General features: G+C 72.9%; 24 protein-coding genes. 8 read left to right on the top strand and 16 right to left on the bottom strand.

Annotation, left to right across the window (positions count from 1 at the left end; translation table 11 throughout):
- Positions 1-325: 325 nt before the first annotated feature.
- Both AB0K67_RS05315 and AB0K67_RS05310 read right to left on the bottom strand, forming a co-directional pair.
- Entirely contained in the window at positions 326-676 is a 351-nt protein-coding gene (locus AB0K67_RS05315; RefSeq protein ID WP_364053202.1) for a VOC family protein, read from the bottom strand.
- A gap of 67 nt (positions 677-743) precedes the next feature.
- Complete coding sequence (locus tag AB0K67_RS05310; RefSeq protein ID WP_364053199.1) at positions 744-1,409, bottom strand: L-2-amino-thiazoline-4-carboxylic acid hydrolase; 666 nt, start codon at positions 1,407-1,409, stop codon at positions 744-746.
- 236 nt (positions 1,410-1,645) lie between these two features.
- Between AB0K67_RS05310 and AB0K67_RS05305 the strand changes: the two genes are divergently transcribed.
- From AB0K67_RS05305 to AB0K67_RS05295, 3 genes are all read left to right on the top strand, one after another.
- The gene (locus AB0K67_RS05305) at positions 1,646-2,752 is read left to right on the top strand and encodes an AraC family transcriptional regulator (protein WP_364053196.1); all 1,107 of its coding nucleotides are present in this window, start codon (positions 1,646-1,648) and stop codon (positions 2,750-2,752) included.
- 297 nt (positions 2,753-3,049) lie between these two features.
- Positions 3,050-3,481, top strand: a complete 432-nt coding sequence (locus AB0K67_RS05300; protein ID WP_364053193.1) for a type II toxin-antitoxin system PemK/MazF family toxin — start codon at positions 3,050-3,052, stop codon at positions 3,479-3,481.
- Positions 3,478-3,807, top strand: a complete 330-nt coding sequence (locus tag AB0K67_RS05295) for a hypothetical protein (RefSeq protein WP_364053190.1) — start codon at positions 3,478-3,480, stop codon at positions 3,805-3,807. The genes AB0K67_RS05300 and AB0K67_RS05295 overlap by 4 nt, the downstream gene beginning before the upstream one ends.
- Before the next feature lie 119 nt (positions 3,808-3,926).
- Here the strand turns inward: AB0K67_RS05295 and ptsP are convergent, their stop codons facing one another.
- From ptsP to AB0K67_RS05255, 8 genes are read right to left on the bottom strand one after another with little or no spacing between them, the layout of a single operon-like run.
- Positions 3,927-5,582, bottom strand: coding sequence for a phosphoenolpyruvate--protein phosphotransferase (gene ptsP / locus AB0K67_RS05290; RefSeq protein WP_364053187.1), 1,656 nt, complete (start codon positions 5,580-5,582; stop codon positions 3,927-3,929).
- A complete protein-coding gene (locus tag AB0K67_RS05285; protein WP_364053184.1) occupies positions 5,575-5,856 on the bottom strand; it encodes an HPr family phosphocarrier protein in 282 nt (93 codons plus the stop codon). The genes ptsP and AB0K67_RS05285 overlap by 8 nt, the downstream gene beginning before the upstream one ends.
- Before the next feature lie 11 nt (positions 5,857-5,867).
- Entirely contained in the window at positions 5,868-6,872 is a 1,005-nt protein-coding gene (locus AB0K67_RS05280; protein ID WP_364053181.1) for a zinc-dependent dehydrogenase, read from the bottom strand.
- A complete protein-coding gene (locus AB0K67_RS05275) occupies positions 6,869-7,294 on the bottom strand; it encodes a PTS sugar transporter subunit IIA (RefSeq protein ID WP_364053178.1) in 426 nt (141 codons plus the stop codon). The genes AB0K67_RS05280 and AB0K67_RS05275 overlap by 4 nt, the downstream gene beginning before the upstream one ends.
- Positions 7,287-7,595, bottom strand: a complete 309-nt coding sequence (locus AB0K67_RS05270) for a PTS lactose transporter subunit IIB (RefSeq protein WP_364053175.1) — start codon at positions 7,593-7,595, stop codon at positions 7,287-7,289. Before AB0K67_RS05270 ends, AB0K67_RS05275 begins: the two co-directional genes overlap by 8 nt.
- Before the next feature lie 3 nt (positions 7,596-7,598).
- On the bottom strand, positions 7,599-8,708 hold the full coding sequence (locus tag AB0K67_RS05265; protein WP_364053172.1) for a PTS mannitol transporter subunit IICB: 1,110 nt from the start codon (positions 8,706-8,708) through the stop codon (positions 7,599-7,601).
- Positions 8,709-8,740: 32 nt separating this feature from the next.
- On the bottom strand, positions 8,741-9,718 hold the full coding sequence (pfkB, locus tag AB0K67_RS05260) for a 1-phosphofructokinase (RefSeq protein WP_364053169.1): 978 nt from the start codon (positions 9,716-9,718) through the stop codon (positions 8,741-8,743).
- Positions 9,715-10,476: a DeoR/GlpR family DNA-binding transcription regulator gene (locus tag AB0K67_RS05255; RefSeq protein WP_364053166.1), complete on the bottom strand. Its 762-nt coding sequence runs from the start codon at positions 10,474-10,476 to the stop codon at positions 9,715-9,717. The genes pfkB and AB0K67_RS05255 overlap by 4 nt, the downstream gene beginning before the upstream one ends.
- Positions 10,477-10,578: 102 nt before the next feature.
- Between AB0K67_RS05255 and AB0K67_RS05250 the strand changes: the two genes are divergently transcribed.
- Positions 10,579-11,475: a hypothetical protein gene (locus tag AB0K67_RS05250; RefSeq protein ID WP_364053163.1), complete on the top strand. Its 897-nt coding sequence runs from the start codon at positions 10,579-10,581 to the stop codon at positions 11,473-11,475.
- A gap of 93 nt (positions 11,476-11,568) precedes the next feature.
- On the opposite strand, the gene AB0K67_RS05245 is transcribed toward AB0K67_RS05250, so the two are convergent.
- The 4 genes from AB0K67_RS05245 to def all read right to left on the bottom strand — a co-directional run bounded on the left by AB0K67_RS05245 (position 11,569) and on the right by def (position 14,690).
- Positions 11,569-11,937, bottom strand: coding sequence for an MmcQ/YjbR family DNA-binding protein (locus AB0K67_RS05245; RefSeq protein WP_364053160.1), 369 nt, complete (start codon positions 11,935-11,937; stop codon positions 11,569-11,571).
- Positions 11,938-12,012: 75 nt separating this feature from the next.
- Complete coding sequence (locus AB0K67_RS05240) at positions 12,013-13,506, bottom strand: pyridoxal-dependent decarboxylase (protein ID WP_364053157.1); 1,494 nt, start codon at positions 13,504-13,506, stop codon at positions 12,013-12,015.
- Positions 13,499-14,149, bottom strand: coding sequence for a helix-turn-helix domain-containing protein (locus tag AB0K67_RS05235; protein ID WP_364053154.1), 651 nt, complete (start codon positions 14,147-14,149; stop codon positions 13,499-13,501). The genes AB0K67_RS05240 and AB0K67_RS05235 overlap by 8 nt, the downstream gene beginning before the upstream one ends.
- A 7-nt stretch (positions 14,150-14,156) precedes the next feature.
- On the bottom strand, positions 14,157-14,690 hold the full coding sequence (gene def / locus AB0K67_RS05230) for a peptide deformylase (RefSeq protein ID WP_364053151.1): 534 nt from the start codon (positions 14,688-14,690) through the stop codon (positions 14,157-14,159).
- 60 nt (positions 14,691-14,750) lie between these two features.
- On the opposite strand from def, the gene AB0K67_RS05225 reads away from it, so the two are divergent.
- Together AB0K67_RS05225 and AB0K67_RS05220 are read left to right on the top strand one after the other, a co-directional pair.
- A complete protein-coding gene (locus AB0K67_RS05225) occupies positions 14,751-15,635 on the top strand; it encodes a class I SAM-dependent methyltransferase (protein WP_364053148.1) in 885 nt (294 codons plus the stop codon).
- Between the two features lie 281 nt (positions 15,636-15,916).
- Positions 15,917-16,261: a hypothetical protein gene (locus AB0K67_RS05220; RefSeq protein WP_364053145.1), complete on the top strand. Its 345-nt coding sequence runs from the start codon at positions 15,917-15,919 to the stop codon at positions 16,259-16,261.
- A gap of 54 nt (positions 16,262-16,315) precedes the next feature.
- Here AB0K67_RS05220 and AB0K67_RS05215 read toward each other — a convergent pair whose 3' ends face one another.
- Together AB0K67_RS05215 and AB0K67_RS05210 are read right to left on the bottom strand one after the other, a co-directional pair.
- Positions 16,316-16,831, bottom strand: coding sequence for a hypothetical protein (locus AB0K67_RS05215; protein ID WP_364053142.1), 516 nt, complete (start codon positions 16,829-16,831; stop codon positions 16,316-16,318).
- Positions 16,832-16,931: 100 nt separating this feature from the next.
- Positions 16,932-17,882 (bottom strand): hypothetical protein, encoded by a 951-nt coding sequence (locus tag AB0K67_RS05210; RefSeq protein ID WP_364053139.1) that lies wholly within the window; start codon positions 17,880-17,882, stop codon positions 16,932-16,934.
- 130 nt (positions 17,883-18,012) lie between these two features.
- On the opposite strand from AB0K67_RS05210, the gene AB0K67_RS05205 reads away from it, so the two are divergent.
- Both AB0K67_RS05205 and AB0K67_RS05200 read left to right on the top strand, forming a co-directional pair.
- Positions 18,013-18,960 carry a GNAT family N-acetyltransferase gene (locus tag AB0K67_RS05205; RefSeq protein ID WP_364053136.1) on the top strand — a complete coding sequence of 316 codons (948 nt, stop codon included), beginning with the start codon at positions 18,013-18,015 and terminating at the stop codon, positions 18,958-18,960.
- A 140-nt stretch (positions 18,961-19,100) separates the two neighbouring features.
- Positions 19,101-20,966, top strand: a complete 1,866-nt coding sequence (locus AB0K67_RS05200) for a propionyl-CoA synthetase (RefSeq protein WP_364053133.1) — start codon at positions 19,101-19,103, stop codon at positions 20,964-20,966.
- Positions 20,967-21,037 lie beyond the last annotated feature (71 nt).

Genomic DNA, 21,037 nt, shown 5'->3' with positions numbered 1-21,037 from the left:
ACCGTGCGGCGGTACGCCGAGCGCGTGCACAACGTCGTGCACTGGTCGGAGTTCGAGCGCGGCGGCCACTACGCCGCCGTCCAGGCTCCCGACCTGCTCGCCGACGACATCAGGACGTTCTTCGCGAAGCTGACCTGACGGGCCGGGCCGGCCGCTGCGGCTGCCCGGCCGTCCGGCGAACGCGAATGCCCGCACGCGGCGGGGCCGTTGACCGGCGACGCGAGCACCCGCGCGACCGAGCGGCTGGGACAGGGGCGAACGCCCGCGCGGTGGCCGGGCCGCTGGGCTCGGGTAGGGACCGCCCCCAGCGGCCCGGCCGTGCCGTCTAACCGGCGGCCATGATGCAGAACGGATGCCCCTCGGGATCGACGAGCACCGTCCAGCCGTCACCGCCAGGCTGGAACTCCGGCACCGTCGCACCCAGCGCGACCAGCTCCTTCTTGGCCGCCTCGACATCGGGCACGGTGAGGTCGAGGTGCGCGTGCTTGCCGCCACCCGGCCACCCCGGCCCTTGATAGCCGTCGATCCGCTGGAACGACACCGAGACCGGGCCGCCCTCGAGCGACGCGAAATCGGCGTCGCCCGTCTGCTTCCAGCCGGTCGCCTTGGCGTAGAAGCCGGCGAGGGCGACCGGGTCGGCGCAATCGAACACGATGGACGAAATGTTCGCTGTCATGGAGCCCAGCGTGCCGGGGGAGCGGCGGCCCGGTCTTGAACATCCTTGCGGCCCTCGGACAGTGGCCTCAGCGGGTGCGGACGAAGTGGAACGGGCAGTGCGTACCGCCCGTCCCGATGGTGGTGCGGCGCTCGAATCGGAAGCCGTGCCGGTCGGGCGCGATGGCCTCGATCCAGTTCGCGTCGAACGCGCACATGACCGGAGTCAGCTCCGGCGCCCCGTTGGCGAGCAGGACATCGTGGTAGAAGCACCGGCGCACCTCGACGTGGTAGCGCTCGCCGTCGTCGACCGGCCGGGCGAAGACGAACCCCTTGCCGAACGCGTGCTCCTCACGCGACTTGCTCAGCTCCACCATGGCCTGGAACGCGTCCTGCGCGCCGTCCAGCATCGCCCGGGTGCCCTCCTTGAGGGAGTCGCCGAGCGGTTCGATGAAGGCCGCGCGTACGGCGGCGATCGCCTCTTCCCTGCCCAGCCTGGGCGAGAGGACCTCGTACGCGGCCACCAGAGCCAGGGTCATGCGCAGGTTGTGGCGGGCAGGCTCATCGACGATCAGATGCGCGTTCGCCGCTTCGAGCTCGTCCTGACGCGCCCGCATGGCGGCGGTGAGAGGCGCGTACTCGGGCAGTGCAGTGGCGAGGTGCTGGTAGAAGGCGTCCAGCAGCAGCGCCGTGTCGCGCTCCGGATCGGGGACGTAGTGGTCGGCGCCGGTGAGTCCGAACGGGTCGGTGGACATGCGGTTCCTTTCGTGTACGGCTCGGCGCGTACACGACCGCGATCCCGCCTGGAGGCACGACCGGCCGTGCTCGCGACCGAGCGAGCAGGCCAGCGCACTCCACCGACCGACCAGGCGCTGACAAGCTGTTGTCGATGTGTCGCCGCCCAGTTTGGCACGAGCCCGGCGATCACGTCCACGGCCGCCGAGGCTGCGACGGGGCGGAATTGTCGGAGGCGGTGGCTAACGTTTCCGGCGTGCGTTCGTCAGTGTCTCTGGCCTCCGGTCCCGGGTTCCGGCTCGACGTCGTGACCTGCGTCGACGATCACCGCCGGTGGTCGGCTCCCGAGGTGAGCGACCGCTATCGGGTGGTGCTGGTGCGGCGGGGCGTGTTCCGGCGGATGACGCGCGGGCGGGCCGTCGTCAGCGACCCGACGATGGCCTACATCGGGCTGCCCGGCGAAGAGGAACGCTTCGCCCACCCGGCGGGCGGCGACGTCTGCACCTCCCTGTCCCTGTCGCCCGGTTTGTGGCGTACGCTCACCAGCGCGATGCCGCTCCACGACGGCGCCCGTACGTCCGGCGACTCCGGCCCAGCCTTCGCGGCGCCGGCGTTCTACGTGGACGCCCGCCTCGACCTCGCCCACCGCCGCGTCCTCAGGGCGGCCCGCGACGGCGACATCGCGTACGAGCTGCCCGAGACCCTGATGCTCCTCCTCCGCGCCGCCCTCGCCCCGGCCACGTCCGCTGGTGATGGCGCTCCGTCCCACGTCACAGCGGCGCCTACCCGGCGCACCGCCGCAGGGCCGGGCGCGCAGGCCGGTCCGCGCGGCGAAGCCCCGGCGATGATCTCTGCACAGGTGGCGGGGCGGACGCACGCAGCACTGACCCCGTCGCAGGCGCCAAGGAGGGAGGACGCGGTGACCGCGTCTCGGGTCGCTGGACGGAAGGACGCGGGGGTGACTTTGTCCCGGGCAGCGGGGCGGATGGACGCGGGGGTGACTTTGTCCCGGGCTGCGGGGCGGATGGACGCGGTCGGCATCGTTGGGGCCGCCCGTGAGGCGTTCGCCGCCGACGTCCCGGAGACCGCCACGCTCACGTCGCTGGCGGCCTACCTCGGCGTGTCCCCCTACACGCTCAGCCGCGCCTTCACCCGCGAGCTGGGCGTCTCCCTCACCCACTACCGCAACCGAGTGCGCGTCGGAAGGGCGCTCGACCGGCTCGAAGACGGCGCGCCGAGCCTGGCCGAGCTGGCCGCCGACCTGGGCTTCGCCGATCAGGCCCACCTCACCAGGACCATCCGCCGCCACGTCGGCCACACACCGACGGCGGTGCGCCGCCTGCTCGGTGCCCGGCTACCGTGACGGTCCCGGCTCGCGAGCATCATCGGTGGTCGCCTTCGGCGCAGCTGCGTTCCGTGGCGGCGGTCGGCCGCACGTCTGCGACTGTGTCGGCTGCTGTCCGCGCGGGAGCCACGTGCCGGCGCCTGTTGCGGTTCGGCTCTTGCAGGAGGCCCTGTCCATTCGGAGGTGTCGTCATCGGGCCGGTGCGTGGCGTCTCCTGCGGGCAGGCGAGCAGAGGGCGCGAGCTTCCGGGGCGATGCCGTGGTCGTGCGGCGGGCGGGGTGGATTTTCGGAGGGTGCGCGCCGTAAGCTCCCCCAATGCGTGATCTAGGTGAGGACCCCCGCCCCGCCCGGGGCGCCGTACGTGAGGTCTACGACGTGCGCGGCGCCGCCACTCTGGCGTACTCTCCCGACCTCGACGGCCTGGCCGACCCGGGGGAGATCGTGTGGGCGTGGGTGCCGTACGAGGAGGACCCGTCCCGGGGCAAGGACCGGCCGCTGCTGGTCGTGGGACGTGCCGGGCGGCGGTTGCTCGGCATGATGCTGTCCAGCAAGGGCGACGACGGCCCCGAGTGGCTGGAGCTGGGACGGTGGGGGAACGACGACCGCGTCTCCTACGTCCGCCTCGACCGGGTCTTCGAGCTCGACGAGGACGACATCAGGCGCGAGGGCGCGGTGCTGGACGGTGAGCGGTTCGCCAGGGTGGCGGCCCGGCTGATGAAGCTGCACGGCTGGAAGGTGGGCAGGTGAGGTTCTCGCCTGCGGCCCGGTCGTTCGTGGCGGGGCTGCTGGTGAGCAACAGCGCACCCCACCTGGCCACGGCCGCCACGGGACGCCGCCACCTCACCCCGCTCGCCGGCCGGCGCTCCGGGCCGGGCGTGAACCTGGTGTGGGGGCTGGCCAACCTGGTCGGCGGGCTCGCGCTGCTGCGCTCGGCGGCCAAGACCGGGCGTCCGGGCGATGCCTGGGACGGGCGGCTGGTCGCGTTCGAGGGCGGGTGCGTGGCGTTCGCGGCCTGGATGGCCGCCACCGAACGCCTCACGCACATGAATCACAAGGAGCGGTCCGCCGATTGACCGGTCTTCGGTGGCCGTGCCCCCCCACGACGTCCACGACCGCCGCGCCTCACACGGTGAGCCGTCCCGCCCGGACCGCCCTGCTCCCAGGTTTGAGCCGACCGGGCGGGACGGTCAGGTCATTCCAGGGCGGCTCGCGCGCGTTCGCGGCATTCGGCGAGCGTCAGGCCGGCCAGGGCCTCCCGTACGGCGGGGACGCACACCGGCGCCATGGACAGGCTGGTCACCCCCAGCCCCACCAGCAGCGGCGCGAGGAGCGGGTCGCCCGCGGCCTCCCCGCACACCCCCACCGGCTTGCCCGCCTCCTGCCCGGCCCGCGCGCACATCGCGATCAGCTCCAGCAGCGCGGGCTGGCGCGGGTCGAGGATGTCGGCGAGGGCGGAGTGCTGGCGGTCGGCGGCGAAGGTGTACTGGGCGAGGTCGTTGGTGCCGATGCTGAGGAAGTCGACCTCCTGCAGCAGGCGGTGTGCGCGCAGCGCCGCCGCCGGGACCTCGATCATGACGCCCACCTTGGCGATGCCCTTGGCCCTGGCGCGGCGGGCGAACGCGCCGGCCTCCGCGACCGTGGTGACCATGGGCGCCATCACCCAGGGTTCGGTGCCGGTGCGGCGGGCGGCCTCGGCGATGGCGTCGAGCTGGGTGTCGAGTACGTCGGGCAGCAGCCGGTCCACGCGCAGGCCGCGTACGCCGAGCGCCGGGTTCTCCTCGCGCGGCAGGCCGAGGAAGGGCAGCGGCTTGTCGGTGCCCGCGTCGAGCGTGCGCACGATGACGCTGCCGCTCCCCGCGAACACCTCGGCGTACGCGCTCACCTGCTCCTCATGCGACGGCGCCTGCTTACGGTCGAGGAACAGGAACTCCGTCCTGAACAGTCCGACACCCTCGGCGTCCGGCCGCAGGTCGGCGGCCGAGCCGATGTTGAGCAGCAGCCTGACCGGGTGACCGTCGGCGGTCTTGCCCGGCCCTGAACCGGCGGCGAGCCTGGCCCTGCGTGCCTGTTCGGCCTCGGTGACCGCGGCCGCCTCCGCCTCGGTGAGGCCGACGGCGATCTCGCCGGTGGTGCCGTCCACGCCGACGACGGTGCCGTCCTGAAGGTCCATGACGCCCTTGCAGGCCACCACGGCGGGCAGACCCCGGGCGCGGGCCAGGATCGCGGTGTGGCTGGTGGGCCCGCCGCGCTCGGTGACCAGCGCCAGCACGTCGTCGCCCAGCCCCGCCGTGTCGGCGGGGGAGAGGTCGTCGGCGGCCAGCACGTACGGGTGGCCGGGGTCGGGCAGGCCCGGCATGGGCAGACCGAGCACCGACGCGACGGCGCGGTGCTTGAGGTCGTCGAGGTCGGCGGCGCGTTCTGCCAGGTAGCCGCCGAGCGCGGCCAGCGCCTCGCGGTGCTGGGCGAACGCGGCGTCGAGCGCGTGGGCGGCGTCCACGCCCGAGGCGGCCCTGGACTCGGCGTCCTCGCGCAGCATCGGGTCCTCGCAGATCATGGCGAGCGCTTCGAGGATCTCGGACGCCTCGCCGCCGGCCTCCGCCGCCCGCCTGTTCAGGTCCTGGGCCACCGCCTCCAGCGCCTTGCCGACCGCGGCCACCTCCGCCGAGGGGTCGCCGACGGCGCGCGGCGCGGGCAGCGCGGGCGGGCCGGCCATCCGCAGCACCGGCCCGGCCGCCCGTCCCTGGCTCACACCGAGCCCGGCCAGCCGCCCCGCGCTCCCTTTCCACTCCCCCTCCCCGGCATCGGGGGACGGTGACGCGGGGACGGGCGGGGCGGTGTCGTCACGCATCGGGGGCCTCTTCCGCGTCGAGGTCGCGCGCCAGCAGCGCCGCCAGCGCGTCCAGCGCCTCCTCGGCGCCCGGCCCGTCGGCCTCCAGCGTGACCTCCGTGCCCTTCACGGCCCCCAGCGACAGCACGCCCAGCATGCTCTTGGCCGGTACGGCCTTGTCACCGGCGCGGATCGTCACCGGCACGCCCGCCTTGGCCGCCGCCTGCACGAACAGCTTGGCGGGGCGGGCGTGCAGGCCGCTGGCCGAGGCGACGACCACCGTACGTTGTGCCATGGCAGGACCTCCTAGGGCTCGATGGTGACCTTGATGGCCTCGCCCCGGCTGACCAGGTCGATGCCGTCCAGCACCCGCGGCAGCGGCAGCCGGTGCGTGATCAGGTCGGACACCACCACCGACCCTTCGGCGACCAGCTTCAACGCCTGGGCGTTGTTGGCGGGGCTGGAGCCGTTCGCGCCGACGATGGTCAGCTCGCGGTAGTGAACGAGGTTGGAGTCGAGCGAGATGATCGGGTTGTCCTTGGGCAGCCCGCCGAAGAAGCTGATGCGGCCCTGCCTGGCCGCCATCCGCACCGCCTGCTCCTGGGCGGCCCCCGAGGCGGCCGCGGTGATGACGACGTCCGCGCCGCGCCCGCCGGTCAGCTTCAGCACCTGCTCGACGGGGTCGCTGTCGATGGCGGCGTCGGGGCGTACGAGCTCGGCGGCCATGGCCAGGCGCTCGGCGTTGACGTCCACCAGGAACACCCGGTTGGCGCCGCGCGCCCGCGCCAGGCGGACGTGCAGGCAGCCGATGGGCCCCGCGCCCATGACCACGACGTCGTCGCCGGGCCCCACGCGGGCCAGCGTCTGGCCGTTGATCACGCACGCCAGCGGCTCGGCGACCGACGCCTCGGCGAAGCCCACCCCGTCGGGGATGGCGTTGACGCCGTCGACGGCGAGCACCTTGGCCGGGACGATCATGTACTCGGCGAAGCCGCCGTCGTAGTGGTAGCCCATCGACTCCTGGTTCGGGCAGACGGTGAGCCGCCCGCGCCGGCACTCGCCGCAGGTACCGCACGGGATGGCGGCGATCACCTGCACGCGCGCGCCGGTGTCGACGACCTCGCCGGCGATCTCGTGGCCCATCACGCGCGGCGGCACGATGTGGTGGTGGCCGAACTTGAAGATCTTGGCGTCGGTGCCGCACGTCGAGCAGTTGCGTACCCGGATCTTCAGTTCGCCCGGACCGGCGACCGGCTCGGGCGCCTCTTCGATCCGGATGTCGCCTGGCGCGTGGAAACGCGCGACCTTCATGTCAGCTCCTTCATCACCTGGGAGACCTCGGTGGCCTCCCGCAATGTCCGCGCCCTGCCGGGGTCGAGCAGGATCTCGGCGAGCGCCGCCAGCAGCGGCACGTGCCCGTCGTCCTTGGCCGCGATGCCGACGCAGAGCGTCACCTGCTCGCCGTCCCAGTCGACGCCGTCGGGGAAGCGCACCACGCAGATCGCGTCGCGCTTCACGGCCTCCTTGGAGGCGTTGGTGCCGTGGGGGATGGCGACGCCCTCGCCGACGTAGGTGGAGATCGAGCGCTCGCGTTCGAGCATCGCCTCCACGTACGACTCGGCGACCGCTCCCACCTCGACCAGCGCCCGCCCGCACCGGCGGATGGCCGCGGTGCGGTCGGGGGCGCTCTCGTGCAGCAGCACGGCCCGCGGGTCGAGCAGGCCGTCACGCATCGACCGTGCCGCCGTTCTTGATGGTGTTCACGAGCTTGGTCACCGCCGGGTCGCCGAGGAAGATCTGGAACGGGATGAGGACCTTACCCGGGGCGGCCGCCCTGGCACGGGCCGCCAGGCCGGAGTGGCAGACGATCACGTCGGCGTCCTCGGGGATGTTGTTGACCGGGGTGTGCTCCACGGTCACGCCCGTGTCCTTGAGCTGCTTCTTGAGCTGGGAGGCGAGCATCACGCTGCTGCCCATGCCCGCGTCGCAGGCCACGATGACCTTGCGGATGTCCTTGCTGTCGATGCCGGCCATGGCTCAGCTCTCCTTCTGAGTGGTTTCTACGATTTCGGCCTCTTGCGCCGCGCCGGGCTGGGCCTTCTCGCCCCTGCCGAAGCCGAGCAGGAGTGCGGCGATGACGAACGAGACGCCGGTCGCCACGAGGATCCCCAGGCTGGAGCCGAGCCAGCCGCCCTTGGGAGTGACCGCGATGTAGGCGAAGATGCTGCCGGGCGACGGGGTGGCGACCAGCCCGGCGCCGGTGATCATGAAGGTGAAGACGCCGGCCGCGCCGCCCGCGATGACGGCCAGGATCAGGCGGGGCTTCATGAGCACGTACGGGAAGTAGATCTCGTGGATGCCGCCGAAGAAGTGGATGATCATCGCGGCGGGGGTGGTGGGCCGCATGGCGCGCGGGCCGAAGAGCAGGAACGCCAGCAGCAGGCCGAGGCCGGGTCCGGGGTTCGACTCCAGCATGAACAGGATCGACTTGCCGCTCTCCGCCGCCTCGGCGACGCCGAGCGGGCTGAGCACGCCGTGGTTGATGGCGTTGTTGAGGAACAGCACCTTGGCCGGCTCGATGAGCACGGACGCGATCGGCAGCAGGTTGTTGGTGATCAGCCATTCGACGGCGTCGCCCGCCGCGCTGGTGACGGTCTGCATGACCGGGCCGATGGCGTAGTAGCCGACGATGGCCATCGCGCCGCCGACGATGCCTGCCGAGAAGTTGTCGACCAGCATCTCGAAGCCGGCCTTGGTCCGCTGCTCCGTGAACTTGTCCACATATTTCAGGACCAGCGCGGCCAGCGGGCCGATGATCATGGCGCCGAGGAACATCGGCTTGTCCGTGCCCACCACGACGCCCATCACCGCGACCGCGCCCACGACGGCTCCGCGCTGATCGTGCACCATCCGCCCGCCGGTATAGGCGATGAGGACCGGAAGCAGGATGCGGATGATCGGGTCGACCATCTGGGCGAGCGACTCGTTCGGCAGCCAGCCGGTCGGGATGAACAGCGCGGTGATGAGACCCCAGGCGATGAACGCGCCGATGTTCGGCATGATCATGCCGGCCAGATGGCCGCCGATGCGCTGGATGGTGGCCTTGACCCCGGTTCCGGTGACCGGGGGTGTGTAGGTGTCGGCCATGGGAGGTGCTCCTTTGGAGGATGAGCAGGAGATCAGCCGGGTTGCGGGAGTGCCGCGGGTACGGCGGTGGAGAGCGGACGTTTGGGGTCGGGCCGGCACACGGTGACGGCGTCGATGTCGATGTGGGCGGGGCCCGGCATGCGGCTGCCGGGCTGCTGGACGGCGGCGGCGCCCCAGGCGAGCGCCTGCGCGAGCGCGCCGGGGCCGCTGCCGCCCGCGGCGAGGAAACCGGCGAGCATGGCGTCGCCCGCGCCGACCGAGCTGCGCGGCACGGCGGCGGGGGCCTCGCCGTACCAGGTGCCGGCCTCCTCGACCAGGACGGCGCCGTCGGCGCCCAGGCTGGCAAGCACTGTACGCGCTCCCGCCGCGCGCAGCTCGCCCGCCGCCGCGACCACGTCGCCCAGGCTCCCGATCGGCATGCCGGTGGCCGCCGACAGCTCCTCCAGGTTGGGCTTGACCAGGTCGGGAGCGGCATCGAGCGCGTACGACAGCGCGGGCCCGCTGGTGTCGATCGCGACGTGGATGCCGGCCCCGGCGAAACGGCGGCACAGCGTGGCGTAGACGTCGGCCGGCACCTCGGGCGGCAGGCTGCCGGAGGCGACCACCCAGTCGGCGCCCTGGCCGCCGGAGTGCGCCGCGTCCAGCACGGCCTCGGCGATCGTGTCGAGCTCGGCGGGCGACAGCGCCGTGCCGGGCTCGTTGATCTTGGTGACGGTGCCGTCAGGCTCGGCCAGCGTGACGTTCGACCTGGTCGCGCCGGACACCGGCACGGTCACCATGTCCAGCCCCTCGGCGGCCAGCAGGCGGACGAGCTGCCTGCCCTCGTCGCCGCCGTACGGCACCACCGCCCGGCTCGCCACCGCGTTGGCGAGCAGCGCGCGCGAGACGTTGACCCCCTTGCCGCCGGGGTCGAGGTGGGCGGTGGCGGCGCGGATGACCGTGCCCCGGTCGAGCGAGGAGATCTCGATCGTGCGGTCGAGGCTGGGATTGAGCGTCAGGGTGACGATCACGCCCTGATCACCTCCGGTCCTGCGGCGGCCACGTCGGCGGCCTGGGCCACGTCGAGGCCGGTGTCGGTGATCACCACGTCGATCTCGCTCAGCTCGGCGAACGTCGCCAGGTAGGTGTTGCCGAACTTCGTGTGGTCGGCCAGCAGCACGCTGCGCTGCGCGGCCTTGACCATGGCCCGCTTGATCGCCGCCTCGGCCGGGTCGGGCGTGGTCAGGCCGCGGGTCAGCGAGCAGCCGTTGGTCGCCATGAACGCGACGTCGACGTTGAGGTGGGCCAGCGGGCGCAGCGCCCAGTCGTCCACGGTGGCCAGCGTCTTGCCGCGCAGCCGGCCGCCCAGCATGATCACGTGCAGGTTGGCGCGCGCGGCCAGGGCGGTGGCCAGCGGCGGCGAGTTCACCACGACCGTCAGCTCCCGGTCGGCCGGCAGCACCTTCACCAGGCGGCCCGTGGTGGTGCCGGCGTCGATGATGATCGATCCGTCCTCGGGCAGCTCGGCCAGCGCGGCCTTGGCGATGCGTTCCTTCTCGGCCGTCATGACCTCGTCGCGGGTGGCCAGCGCGGGCTCGAACCCCAGCCGCTCGACGGGGATCGCGCCCCCGTGCACGCGGCGCAGCACGCCCGCACGCTCCAGCGCCGTCAGGTCGCGGCGGATCGTCTCTGTGGTCACGTCGAGCTCGGCGGCCAGCGTCACCACGTCGACGCGGCCCGCGGCACGCGCACGTCGCAGGATCTCCTGCTGCCGCTCCTCGGCGTACATGATGTTGATTCACCGCCGTTTCGTGTTGGTTTCATCTGTGTTTATACCCGCTTAGTTGGGCAGGTCAAGGGTGTACTGGGGAGATCTGGTAGTTATAGGCGGATGCGAACCAAGGTCCTGGGATCCCTGCTCCTCGCCGGCACCCTCACCGCCGCGATCGCGACACCCGCGAAGGCCGCCGCCGCGCCCCGAGTCCCCGCGGGCACCACCGCGGCGTGGGTGGTGTTCGACCGTCAGGCAGGGAAGTTCGTCGCGCTGCGCAACGCGCACCGCAAGTACCGCTCCGCCTCCGTCGTCAAGATCCTCATCGCGATCGACTACCTGGAGGGGCGCAGGACCGTGCCCCCCGCCGACGCCAAGCTGCTCAAGATCATGCTGCGGTCCAGCGACGACGACGCCGCCTCCGCGCTCTGGGACCGGCTCGGCAAGGGGCAGATCATCGTGCGGCAGGCCCGCAGGCTCGGCCTGGCCGACACCACCCCGCCGCCCGCGTCCAAGCCCGGGTTCTGGGGCTACACCTCGCTCAGCGCGTACGACATCGTGCGCACGTACCGCTACCTGCTCGACAAGGCCGAGCCCCGGGTCAGGGACACCATCCTCGGTCACCTGCGCAAGGCCACGCCGTGCGGCACCGACGGCTTCGACCAGACCTTCGGCATCCCCGACGGCGTGCCCAAGCCGCACGCCGTCAAGCAGGGCTGGTCGGGCTTCGGCACCAGACCGCCCGCGCCGTGCACGGGCAACGCCAACCACGCCGCCGGTACCGCCGCCGCGGGCGGGGCCGTGGGGGCGTCCATCTCGTGGGTCGCGCAGCGGGCCACGGGCTCGGGCGTGCCCGACTACGGGCGGCCGGTGCTGCACACGACCGGGCTGGTGGGCCCTGGCGAGCGGTACGTGATGGCGGTGCTCACCGCCCACCCGGTCGGCGGCACGTGGAACGCCTCGGTCAAGCGCATCACCACGCTGACCCGCGACCTCTACCGCTCGATCACCCGCTGATCCCGCCGCCGGGCGTCCTGTCCTATGGGGCGGGTGGGTGGCCGGTCGCCAGGGTCTCGCTCACGCGCTGGCACCGCCGCCTCGCCGCCCCCGTCAGGGCTTCGTTCCGCCGGAGAGGGCGGCGGCGCGTTCCTGTTCGAGGCGGACCTTCTTCGGTACGCACATCCGCCACGCCTCCAGCACCAGCTCGCGCATCTCGTCGGGATCGAGCGCGGCCACGCGCGCCTCCACCCAGTTGAAGCGCATGTCCGGCTCCCGGGGCAGGAGGAACTTGTCGGGCTCGGCGGCCACCAGCGCCGCGCGCTCCTCCTTCGGAAAGCCGAAGCCCATGATCGTCTCGTCGCGCGAGAACGCCACGTAAACGATCCTGCCCACCCGGAACTTGATCCGGTCGCGGATGAGATGTTCGCTCGTGCGCGGCAGCGTGAGCGCGAACCGGCGGACGTCCTCGACGGTGACCACGCCGCCAGGCTACTCCGCCCAGAGCCCGCGCCCGCAGCGCCTCCAAGAGCGATCGCTAGAGCTCCCGCAGCTCGTCTACAGGACCTTGGCGGCCAGCCTGATCTCCTCGAGCAGCACTTCGAGGTCCGCCTCCGTGGTGTCCGGGTGCAGGAAGCAGGCGCGCAGCGCGTCCCGCCCGCCCAGCCGGGTGCCGGTGATGAACGCGTTGCCGCGCACCTGCACCGCGTACGGCAGCGCCCGGTTGAGCGCGTCGAGATCGCGATCGCGCGGCGTGTGACGGAAGGCCGCGATCGAGGTGGTCACGGGGGCGAGCAGCTCGAAGTCGGGCGCCTGCTCGACCATCGCGGCGAGCGTGCGCGCCAGCCCGGAGGTGTGCTCCACGAGCCGCTTGATGCCGGCCCGGCCCAGGTGCGACATGGTCGCCCAGGTCTTCAGCGCGCGGAACGGGCGGGTCTGCTCCGGTCCGTACTCGGCGAACCAGCCCAGCTCGCCCGCGTTCTCGTCCACCAGGTACGACGGCACCAGGCTGAACGCCGCCCGCGCCGCCCCGGGATCGCGCAGCAGCGCGCACCCGCAGCCCACCGGCACGCCCAGCCACTTGTGCGGGTCGAGCGCCAGCGAGTCGGCCCGGTCGAGCCCCCGGTAGTGCGGTGCGGCGTCGTCGGCCAGCACGCCGAGCGCCCCGTAGGCCCCGTCCACGTGGAACCAGATTCCGTACGCGGCGGCCACGTCGGCGATCTCGCCGAGCGGGTCCACCGCGCCGGAGTTCACGGTGCCCGCGCTGGCCGCCACGCAGAACGGCCGCAGCCCGGCGTCGAGGTCCTCGGCGATCATGCGCCGCAGCGCGGCCGGGTCCATCCGGTACGCGCCGTCCACCGGCACCTTGCGCACGTTGCGCGCGCCCAGGCCGAGCAGCTCGGCCGCCTTGCGCAGGCAGCTGTGCCCCTCCTCGGTGACGTACAGGACCATCGGCGCCCGCCCGGACAGGCCGTCGCGGCGGACGTCCCAGCCGTCGGCCAGCGCCGCCCGCTGCCGGGCCGCCGACAGGCAGATCACCGTCGCCATGGACGCGCCGCTGGTCAGCAGCCCGCCGCCGGGCGGGTGCGGGAATCCGACCAGCTCGGCGAGCCAGCGCACGACCGTGCGCTCCAGGTGCGGGCCCGCGTGGTCGCCGCCCGCGCAGCTCGGGTTGAGCGCCGCGGCCAGCGGCTCGACCAGCACGCCGGCGGGGTTCGGCGGCGAGTTCACCCAGCCGAAGAAGCGCGGGTGGCCGTTGCCCATCGGGTACGGCAGGATGTGCTCGCGCGCGTCCTCCAGCAGCGCGCCCAGCGGCCTGCCGGTCTCCGGCAGCTCCTGCCCGGCGATCCAGGCCAGCTCGTCATCGGGCACCGGCCGCCACACCGGGCGCGCGGCGAGGCCGTCCAGGTGGCCCGCCACCAGCCCGGCGGCCCGCATCCCGGCCGTACGCAGCACCTCGGCCCGCATGCCGGACGTCGGCGGCTCATCGGCCCGGACACCGGCCGTCCCCGGCTCATCGGCCCGGACACCGGATGTACGCGGCTCATCCATCGTGCGGCTCCCTCCCCGTCTCGTGCCGCCCGGCTCCGTGGTGTCCTGCCGCGCCCGAGAGACCAGGCGTCAGCTCCATGGCGAGGTAGAAGACGCAGCCGCTGCCGGGATCGCCGGCGAAGGCGTGGCGGCAGTCGCCCGGGTAGTAGGCGGAGTCGCCCGCGCCCAGCTCGTACGGCCGCCCGTCGATCGTCAGCAGCAGCCCGCCGCGCTCGACGGCGAGGTACTCGCGCGACCCCGGCGCGTGCGGCGCGAACTCGCCCGCGTCCACGCCGGGCCCGATGGTCGTGCGCATGAACTCGAACTCCACGTCGCCGAGCACCGGCGACAGCACCCGCCGCTCCCAGCCCGACGGGTCGCGCAGCACCCGCTGCTCGGCGTGCCGCAGCACCCGCACGCCGCCGTGCGCGGGCTCGTCGAGCAGCCGCGAGATGGACGTGCCCAGCGCCGTGGCCAGCCGGTCGAGCACCAGCACGGTCGGAGTCTTCGCGCCCCGTTCGACGTCGGAGACCATGCTCCTGCTGATGCCGCTCAGCTCGGCGAGCCGCTCGATGGACAGCCCGCGCGCCCGCCGCTCGTCGCGGATGCGCCGGCCCAGCTCGGCCATGGACAGGCCGCTGGACAGCACCCCTTCGCCAGTCATTCCTCCACTATAGCGATGCTTTGTCCGCTTTAATGGATTCCTGGTACGCCTTCAGCACCTGCTTGCGCCGCTTGGCCGGCAGGCGGTCGATGTAGAGGTGGCCGTCGAGGTGGTCGGTCTCGTGCTGCAGGCAGCGCGCCAGCAGGCCGGTGCCCTCGACGGTGACGGGCGCGCCGGTCACGTCGAAGCCGCGCACGATGGCATGGTCGGGGCGGGGGAGCGGTGCGTACTGGCCGGGCACCGACAGGCAGCCCTCGTCGCCCGCGTCGAGGTGCCGCTCGCCGAGGCTCGGCAGCTCGAGTTCGGGGTTGACGACCACGCCCTTGTGCTGCTTGCCCTCGGCGTCGGGGCAGTCGTAGACGAAGACGCGCAGCGACACGCCGATCTGATTGGCGGCGAGGCCGACGCCCTCGGCCGCGTACATGCTGGCGAACATGTCCTCCACCAGCGCCGCCAGCTCGTCGTCGAAGCGGGTGACCGGCTCGCAGGGATTGTGCAGGACGGGGTCGCCCACGAGGGTGATCGGCCGGACCTCTGCCACGGACTCCGCCTTTCATGCAGTTCTCGTACGTCGTCGGGAAAAGTCTACGTACGCTGATCGATGTCTTGTCATGTGAGACAATATCTCTTGAATGATGAGACAGCGGCTAGGGTGGTGGAGTCCGCGATTGGAAGGAGTTCACCGATGAACGCCGTCTACACCCACGGCCACCACGAGTCCGTGCTGCGCTCGCACCGCTGGCGCACCGCCGAGAACTCCGCCGCCTACCTGCTGCCTCACCTGCGACCGCACATGAGGCTGCTCGACGTGGGCAGCGGACCCGGCACCATCACCGCCGACCTGGCGGGCCGCGTGGGGCACGTGACGGCCTCGGAGGTGAACGACGACGCCCTGGCCCTGGCCAGGGCCGAGATCGCCGCCAGGGGGCTGACGAACGTCGACTTCGCCGTGGCCGACGTGCACGACCTGCCGTTCCCCGACGGCTCCTTCTGCGTCGTGCACGCCCACCAGGTGCTCCAGCACGTGGGCGACCCCGTACGCGCGCTGCGCGAGATGGGCAGGGTCACCAAGCCCGGCGGCATCGTCGCCGCCCGCGACAGCGACTACGCCGCCTTCGCCTGGTGGCCGCGGGTGCCCGCGCTGGACGAATGGCTGGCCCTGTACGAGAAGGTCGCCCGCGGCAACGGCGGCGAGCCGGACGCCGGGCGGCGGATGCTGTCGTGGGCCCGCGCCGCCGGCTTCGGCGACGTCACCGCCACCTCGTCCACCTGGTGCTTCGCCACCCCGGGCGACCGGGAGTGGTGGGGCGGCATGTGGGCCGACCGCATCCTCGCCTCCGCGATGGCCCAGCAGGCCCTGGCCACCGGCGCCGCGACCGAGGCCGACCTGAGGCGCATCTCGGCGGGCTGGCGCGAGTGGGCGGCGGCCGAGGACGGCTGGTTCTCCGTCCTGCACGGCGAGATCATCTGCCGCGTCCCCGCCTGACCCGCCGTACGCGCGCCGCGGGAGCCTGACGCGCAGGAAGGGTGGCGCGGCGGGCACCCGGTCACGATGCCACGGCCTTGATCGCGCGAGCCGAAGAGGCGGCATGCGCCGGGTAATGACCGCACAATGCCCGGCCGCAACCCTGGCCGAGAGACCGTTCCCGATGGAGATTTGAGCGGGCGGGGAGACCTCCCTCTCCCCGCCCTTCGGCCGCCCGCCGCCTGGCGGGTGCGGCGGGGAGCGCCGCAGAAGGTCCAGTCAGTCCAGGGAAAGGGAAAAGGATGTCCGCATTCGCCAGAGGTGCCGCCGCGATCGCCGCCGCGCTGGCGCTGACCGCCCTGTCAGCCGGGCCCGCGCAGGCCGCGGGATCGGCAGCGAGCGCCGGTACGGTGTGCGTGACCGCGGTCGAACCCGACCGCGCCGTCTGCGTCTCCGCCGATCCGGGCTTCCACCCGCTCCAAGCGTCCGTCACGCGAGCGCAGAACCTCAGTTTCAACGCCGTACGGCTGCGCCCCGCCGAGGGGATCAGCGTCGCCTGCCTCGCTCCCGGCGCTTCGGTCACCTACTCCCAGCCCCGCAAGATCCTCGGCATCGACGTGCTCTCCAGCAGCACGTGCGCCGTCTGACCGGCTGACATGATCCGGCCCCGGGCGAGCCGCCCGGGGCCGCAATCCGGACGTTCAGCGGCCGACGGTGCGGACCCGCTGCCACTGCGGGTCGCGGTAGAGGACCATGTCGGTGCCGATCATCTCGTCGGGCGCCGACACCATCGCGATCTCGCCCGCCGCCTGCAGCTGCAGCAGCAGGTCGCGGACGCGCGGGCCGACCGGCAGCCGGCCCGCGGGCAGGCCGAGGCCGTTCCTGACCGTGTCGGCCACCTCGGACAGGTGGAACGGGCCGTCGAACCCCGCGACGACGCCGCGCACGATGGTCATCGTGATCAGGTGCTCGGCCTCGGCGTGCGCGAGCTGCCAGGTCACCTGCTCCTTGCGACGGCCGGTGCCGGCGCAGGAGGTGCACGGACGCACCAGGTCCGGCGCCACCTCCTCCTCCGCCGTGCCCAGGCAGGCCGAGCACAGCCCGCTCTCGGCGGCGTGCACCTCGGCCGTCATCCGGCCGGCCATCAGCGCGCCGCACACGCAGGCGAACGTGTCACCCAGGATGCCGGTCTGTGGGGAGATCGCATGCTTGGTCACCGAGCCGACTCTACCGGTGATCGCCGCGTGCGCCGTCCCACGTGTCCCGCATGTCACTCCGGTCACACGGCGGAGAACGGGCCACATGGCGAAGCGGCGGTCAGAGCCGGACGTCGGCGAGGCCGCGCAGGCGGCGCAGCGCCTTGCGGGCAGCCGACACGACCTTCTCGTCCGGATGGTGGTCGATCAGCACCTGTAGCACCCGTCCCGTCCACGGATGGTCGCAGAAGGCGAGGATCGCGATCGTGCCGGCCTGCTCGTCGGCGTCCATCCCCATCGAGATCGACTCGATGACCTCGCGGATCTCGCCGCCGAACTCCAGCAGCGCCGCCGCCATGTCCACCAGCACCCAGGACATCTCCTCGGGCGCGGGACGCCGGTTGTCGCGGCCGGTCCTCGCCGCGATCACCGCGCCGAGCTTCGGCTGGTCGAGCAGCCGGGTCAGCGCCAGCCGCCCCTCGTCGCCGAGCGCCGTGGACAGCACCTCCACGCCGACCGCGCGGGCCAGCGGGCTCACCGTGCCGAGCGCGGAGGCGATCTCGGCGGCCGCGTCCGCCTGTCCGCGGCCCTTGAGCCAGCCGGCCAGCTCCTCGGTGCGCTCGGCCTCCGGGTACGAGCGCAGCCCGTGCAGCAGCGCCGCCGCGTCCGCCTCGGCCAGCGAGCCCATGACGGGGATCTCCTGCCCGGTGGTCTCGGCGATGATCTGCCGCGCCACCCACAGGCCGAGCCAGCTCAGCGTGTACGGCTCCTCCTGCCGCACCAGGCCCAGCCCGGTCAGCGTGGCGGAAGGCGCGCTCGCGGCCGGCTCCCTGGACAGGAACAACCTGATCAGCTCCAGCAGCAGGCCCTCGTCGCCGGCCAGCCGTTCGCGGCAGTGCGCGGCCCAGAAGCCGAGCACGTCCGAGTCCTCGGCGTCCGGCTTCAGCTCCCCGGCCTGCTCGCTCACCTCCTCGAACGAAGGCGCCGAGCGTACGGCGGAGGCGAGCGTGGTCGCGGCGGGCAACCGGATCGGAGGCTGCAGGGGCAGTGTGTCGTCGTCGTAGGAGCTCACCCGCCCATCCTGGCGCGAGATCTGGGCTAAAGTGCCCTCTGACACCGAAAAGCCGGAAGAAAGGAGGCGCTGAGATGTTCCGCACGTCCAGGGGCGCGCTCCGCGCCCGCTTCTGCTTCTCGGAGGATGCATGCGTTTCCGTCCCGCCCGGCGAGACGATCTAGACCGCCTGCTCGGCTGCGTCGTCGACGAGCCGATCAGCTGGGCCCACCCGGATCGGCTGCTGACGTTCCTCGGCACCGGCAGCTACCGCTACGACCGCATCTGGCTCGCCGAGGACGAGCAGACCGGCGAGATCATGGCCCGCGCCGTCTGGTGGAGCTTCCCCGACGGCGACCGCCCGCTCGCGCTCGACTGCCTGTACGTCCACCCGTCCGTCACCGATCGCCGCGCCCTGGCCGCCGAGCTGCTGCGCCGCGCCCACGACGCCTACGGGACCGTGCCCGAGTACCACGTGTTCGTCACCCCGGGCTGGCGCGACGACCCGGGCACGCGCGCCGCCGTCGGCTGGCGATGGGAGGCGGCCGGCAAGGCCGGGCTGACGGAGGAGCTGGAGCGCCTGCGCTACGCCTGGACCGACGGCGAGGCCCCGGTGCCGGAGCCGTCACGGCGGCTGGTGTTCCGCGCCGATGACGACGACGAGGCGTTCGTGGCGGCGTTCCGCCGGGTGGCGGAGGGCACGCTCGACTTCCACACCCGCCAGGCGCTGGCCGTCATGGACCCGGAGGAGCAGGCGCGCGCGGACGTGCGCGACTACACGTCCATGCGCGGCGACCGGTCATGGTGGCGGCTGGCCTACGACCACGGCGGCGACCTCGTCGGGGTCGCGCTGCCGTCGGCCAACGACGCCGGTCCCGTGGTCGGCTACCTCGGGGTCGTGCCGGAACGGCGCGGCCAGGGGTACGTCGACGACCTGCTCGGCGAGATCACCCGCTTCCACGCCGGACGCGGGGTGCGGCGCATCGCGGCCGACACCGACGTGGGCAACGTGCCCATGGCGCGGGCGTTCGAGCGGGCCGGCTACCGCGTCTTCGCCGTCCGGCTGGTCCTGTCGGCCGCCACGGGACGTTCCGTCTGACACGCTGAGCGATCGCCGTACGGCCGCTCGGCGACGCCGGCCGACCGTACGGCGACGCTCATCGACCGTACGGCGATCGCCGCCCGAACTCCCGCGCGTCACGTCTTGCGCCATCGGCGCACGCTTGTTCTGATCGACAAGTGAGTGCTTACGAGGCGGTCTACCGGCGCAGCATCGAGGAGCCCGAGGCGTTCTGGGGCGAGGCGGCCCGCGGCATCGAGTGGGACACGGCGGCGAGCACCGTGTACGCCGGCGGACGCTGGTTCCCCGACGGGCGGCTGAACACCTGTCACAACGCGCTCGACCGGCACGTCGCGGCCGGCCGGGGCGAGCAGGCGGCGCTGATCCACGACAGCCCGGTCACCGGCGTCACCCGCACCTACACCTACGCCGAACTGCTGGAGGAGACGGCGAGGACCGCGGGCATGCTGCGCGGGCTCGGCGTCACCGCCGGCGACACCGTGGTCATCTACATGCCCATGGTGCCCGAGGCGGTGGTGGCGATGCTGGCCTGCGCCAGGCTCGGGGCGGTGCACTCGGTGGTGTTCGGCGGGTTCGCGGCCGGGGAGCTGGCGGTGCGCATCGACCACGCGCGGCCCAAGGTCGTGCTGTCGGCGTCGTGCGGGATCGAGCCGAGCCGGGTGGTGGCGTACAAGCCGCTGCTCGACGACGCGCTCGCGCAGGCGAGCCACCGGCCTGACCGCTGCGTGATCCTGCAGCGGCCGCAGTGCCGCGCCGAGCTCACCGAGGGCCGCGACCTCGACTGGGCGCAGGCCGTCGCGGCGGCCGAGCCCGCCGGGTGCGTGAGCGTGGCCGCGACCGACCCGCTCTACATCCTCTACACCTCCGGCACCACGGGCGCGCCCAAGGGCGTCGTGCGCGACAACGGCGGCCACGCGGTCGCGCTGCACTGGAGCATGTCGAACGTGTACGGCGCCGCGCCGGGCGAGGTCTTCTGGGCCGCCTCCGACGTGGGCTGGGTGGTCGGCCACTCCTACATCGTCTACGGGCCGCTGCTGGCGGGCTGCACCACCGTGCTGTACGAGGGCAAGCCCGTCGGCACCCCCGACCCCGGCGCGTTCTGGCGGGTGGTGGCCACGCACGGCGTGCGCACGCTGTTCACCGCGCCGACCGCGATCCGCGCCATCAAGAAGGAGGACCCTTCCGGCGAATACGCGAAAAAGCATGATCTGTCGGGGCTGCGGTACCTCTTCCTCGCCGGCGAGCGCCTCGACCCCGACACCTACCACTGGGCCTCCGGCCTGCTCGGCATCCCCGTCATCGACCACTGGTGGCAGACCGAGACCGGCTGGCCCATCGCCGCGAACTGCGTCGGCATCGAGCGGCTGCCCGTCAAACCCGGCTCGCCGACCAAGCCCGTGCCCGGCTGGGACGTCCACATCCTCGACGGCGAGGGCCGCGACTGCGCGCCCGGCGCCGAGGGCGCGGTCACCGTCAAGCTGCCGCTCCCGCCCGGCGCGCTGCCCACCCTCTACCGCGACCCCGAGCGCTTCACCCGCTCCTACCTCGACCGCTATCCCGGCCACTACCTGACCGGCGACGGCGGCCACTTCGACGCCGACGGCTACCTCTACGTCATGGGCCGCATCGACGACGTGATCAACGTCGCCGGGCACCGCCTGTCCACCGGCGCGATGGAGGAGGTCATCGCCGCGCACCCCGACGTCGCCGAGTGCGCCGTGATCGGCGTCGCCGACGAGCTGAAGGGCCAGCTCCCCGTGGGGTTCGTGGTGCTCAAGGCGGGCACGTCCCGCGACCCGCAGGAGGTGGAGCGCGAGCTGACCGCCCTCGTACGCGAGCGCATCGGCCCGGTCGCCGCCTTCCGCCGCGCCGTCGTGGTGTCCCGGCTGCCGAAGACCCGGTCGGGCAAGATCCTGCGCGCCACGATGCGTGACATCGCCGACGGCCGCCCGTACACCACCCCGTCCACCATCGAGGATCCCGCGGCGCTGCCGGAGATCGAGACCGCGCTGAAGGGTACGTGACGATCAGGGCGAACCCCGACCGTCCTGGCGAACCGCCTGCGGCGCTCGGGACCGACGACGCATGATGGGAC

The organism is Nonomuraea sp. NPDC052634, assembly GCF_040678535.1.
Lineage (GTDB): Bacteria > Actinomycetota > Actinomycetes > Streptosporangiales > Streptosporangiaceae > Nonomuraea > Nonomuraea fastidiosa.
This window is presented reverse-complemented; position numbering and strand designations above follow the sequence as displayed.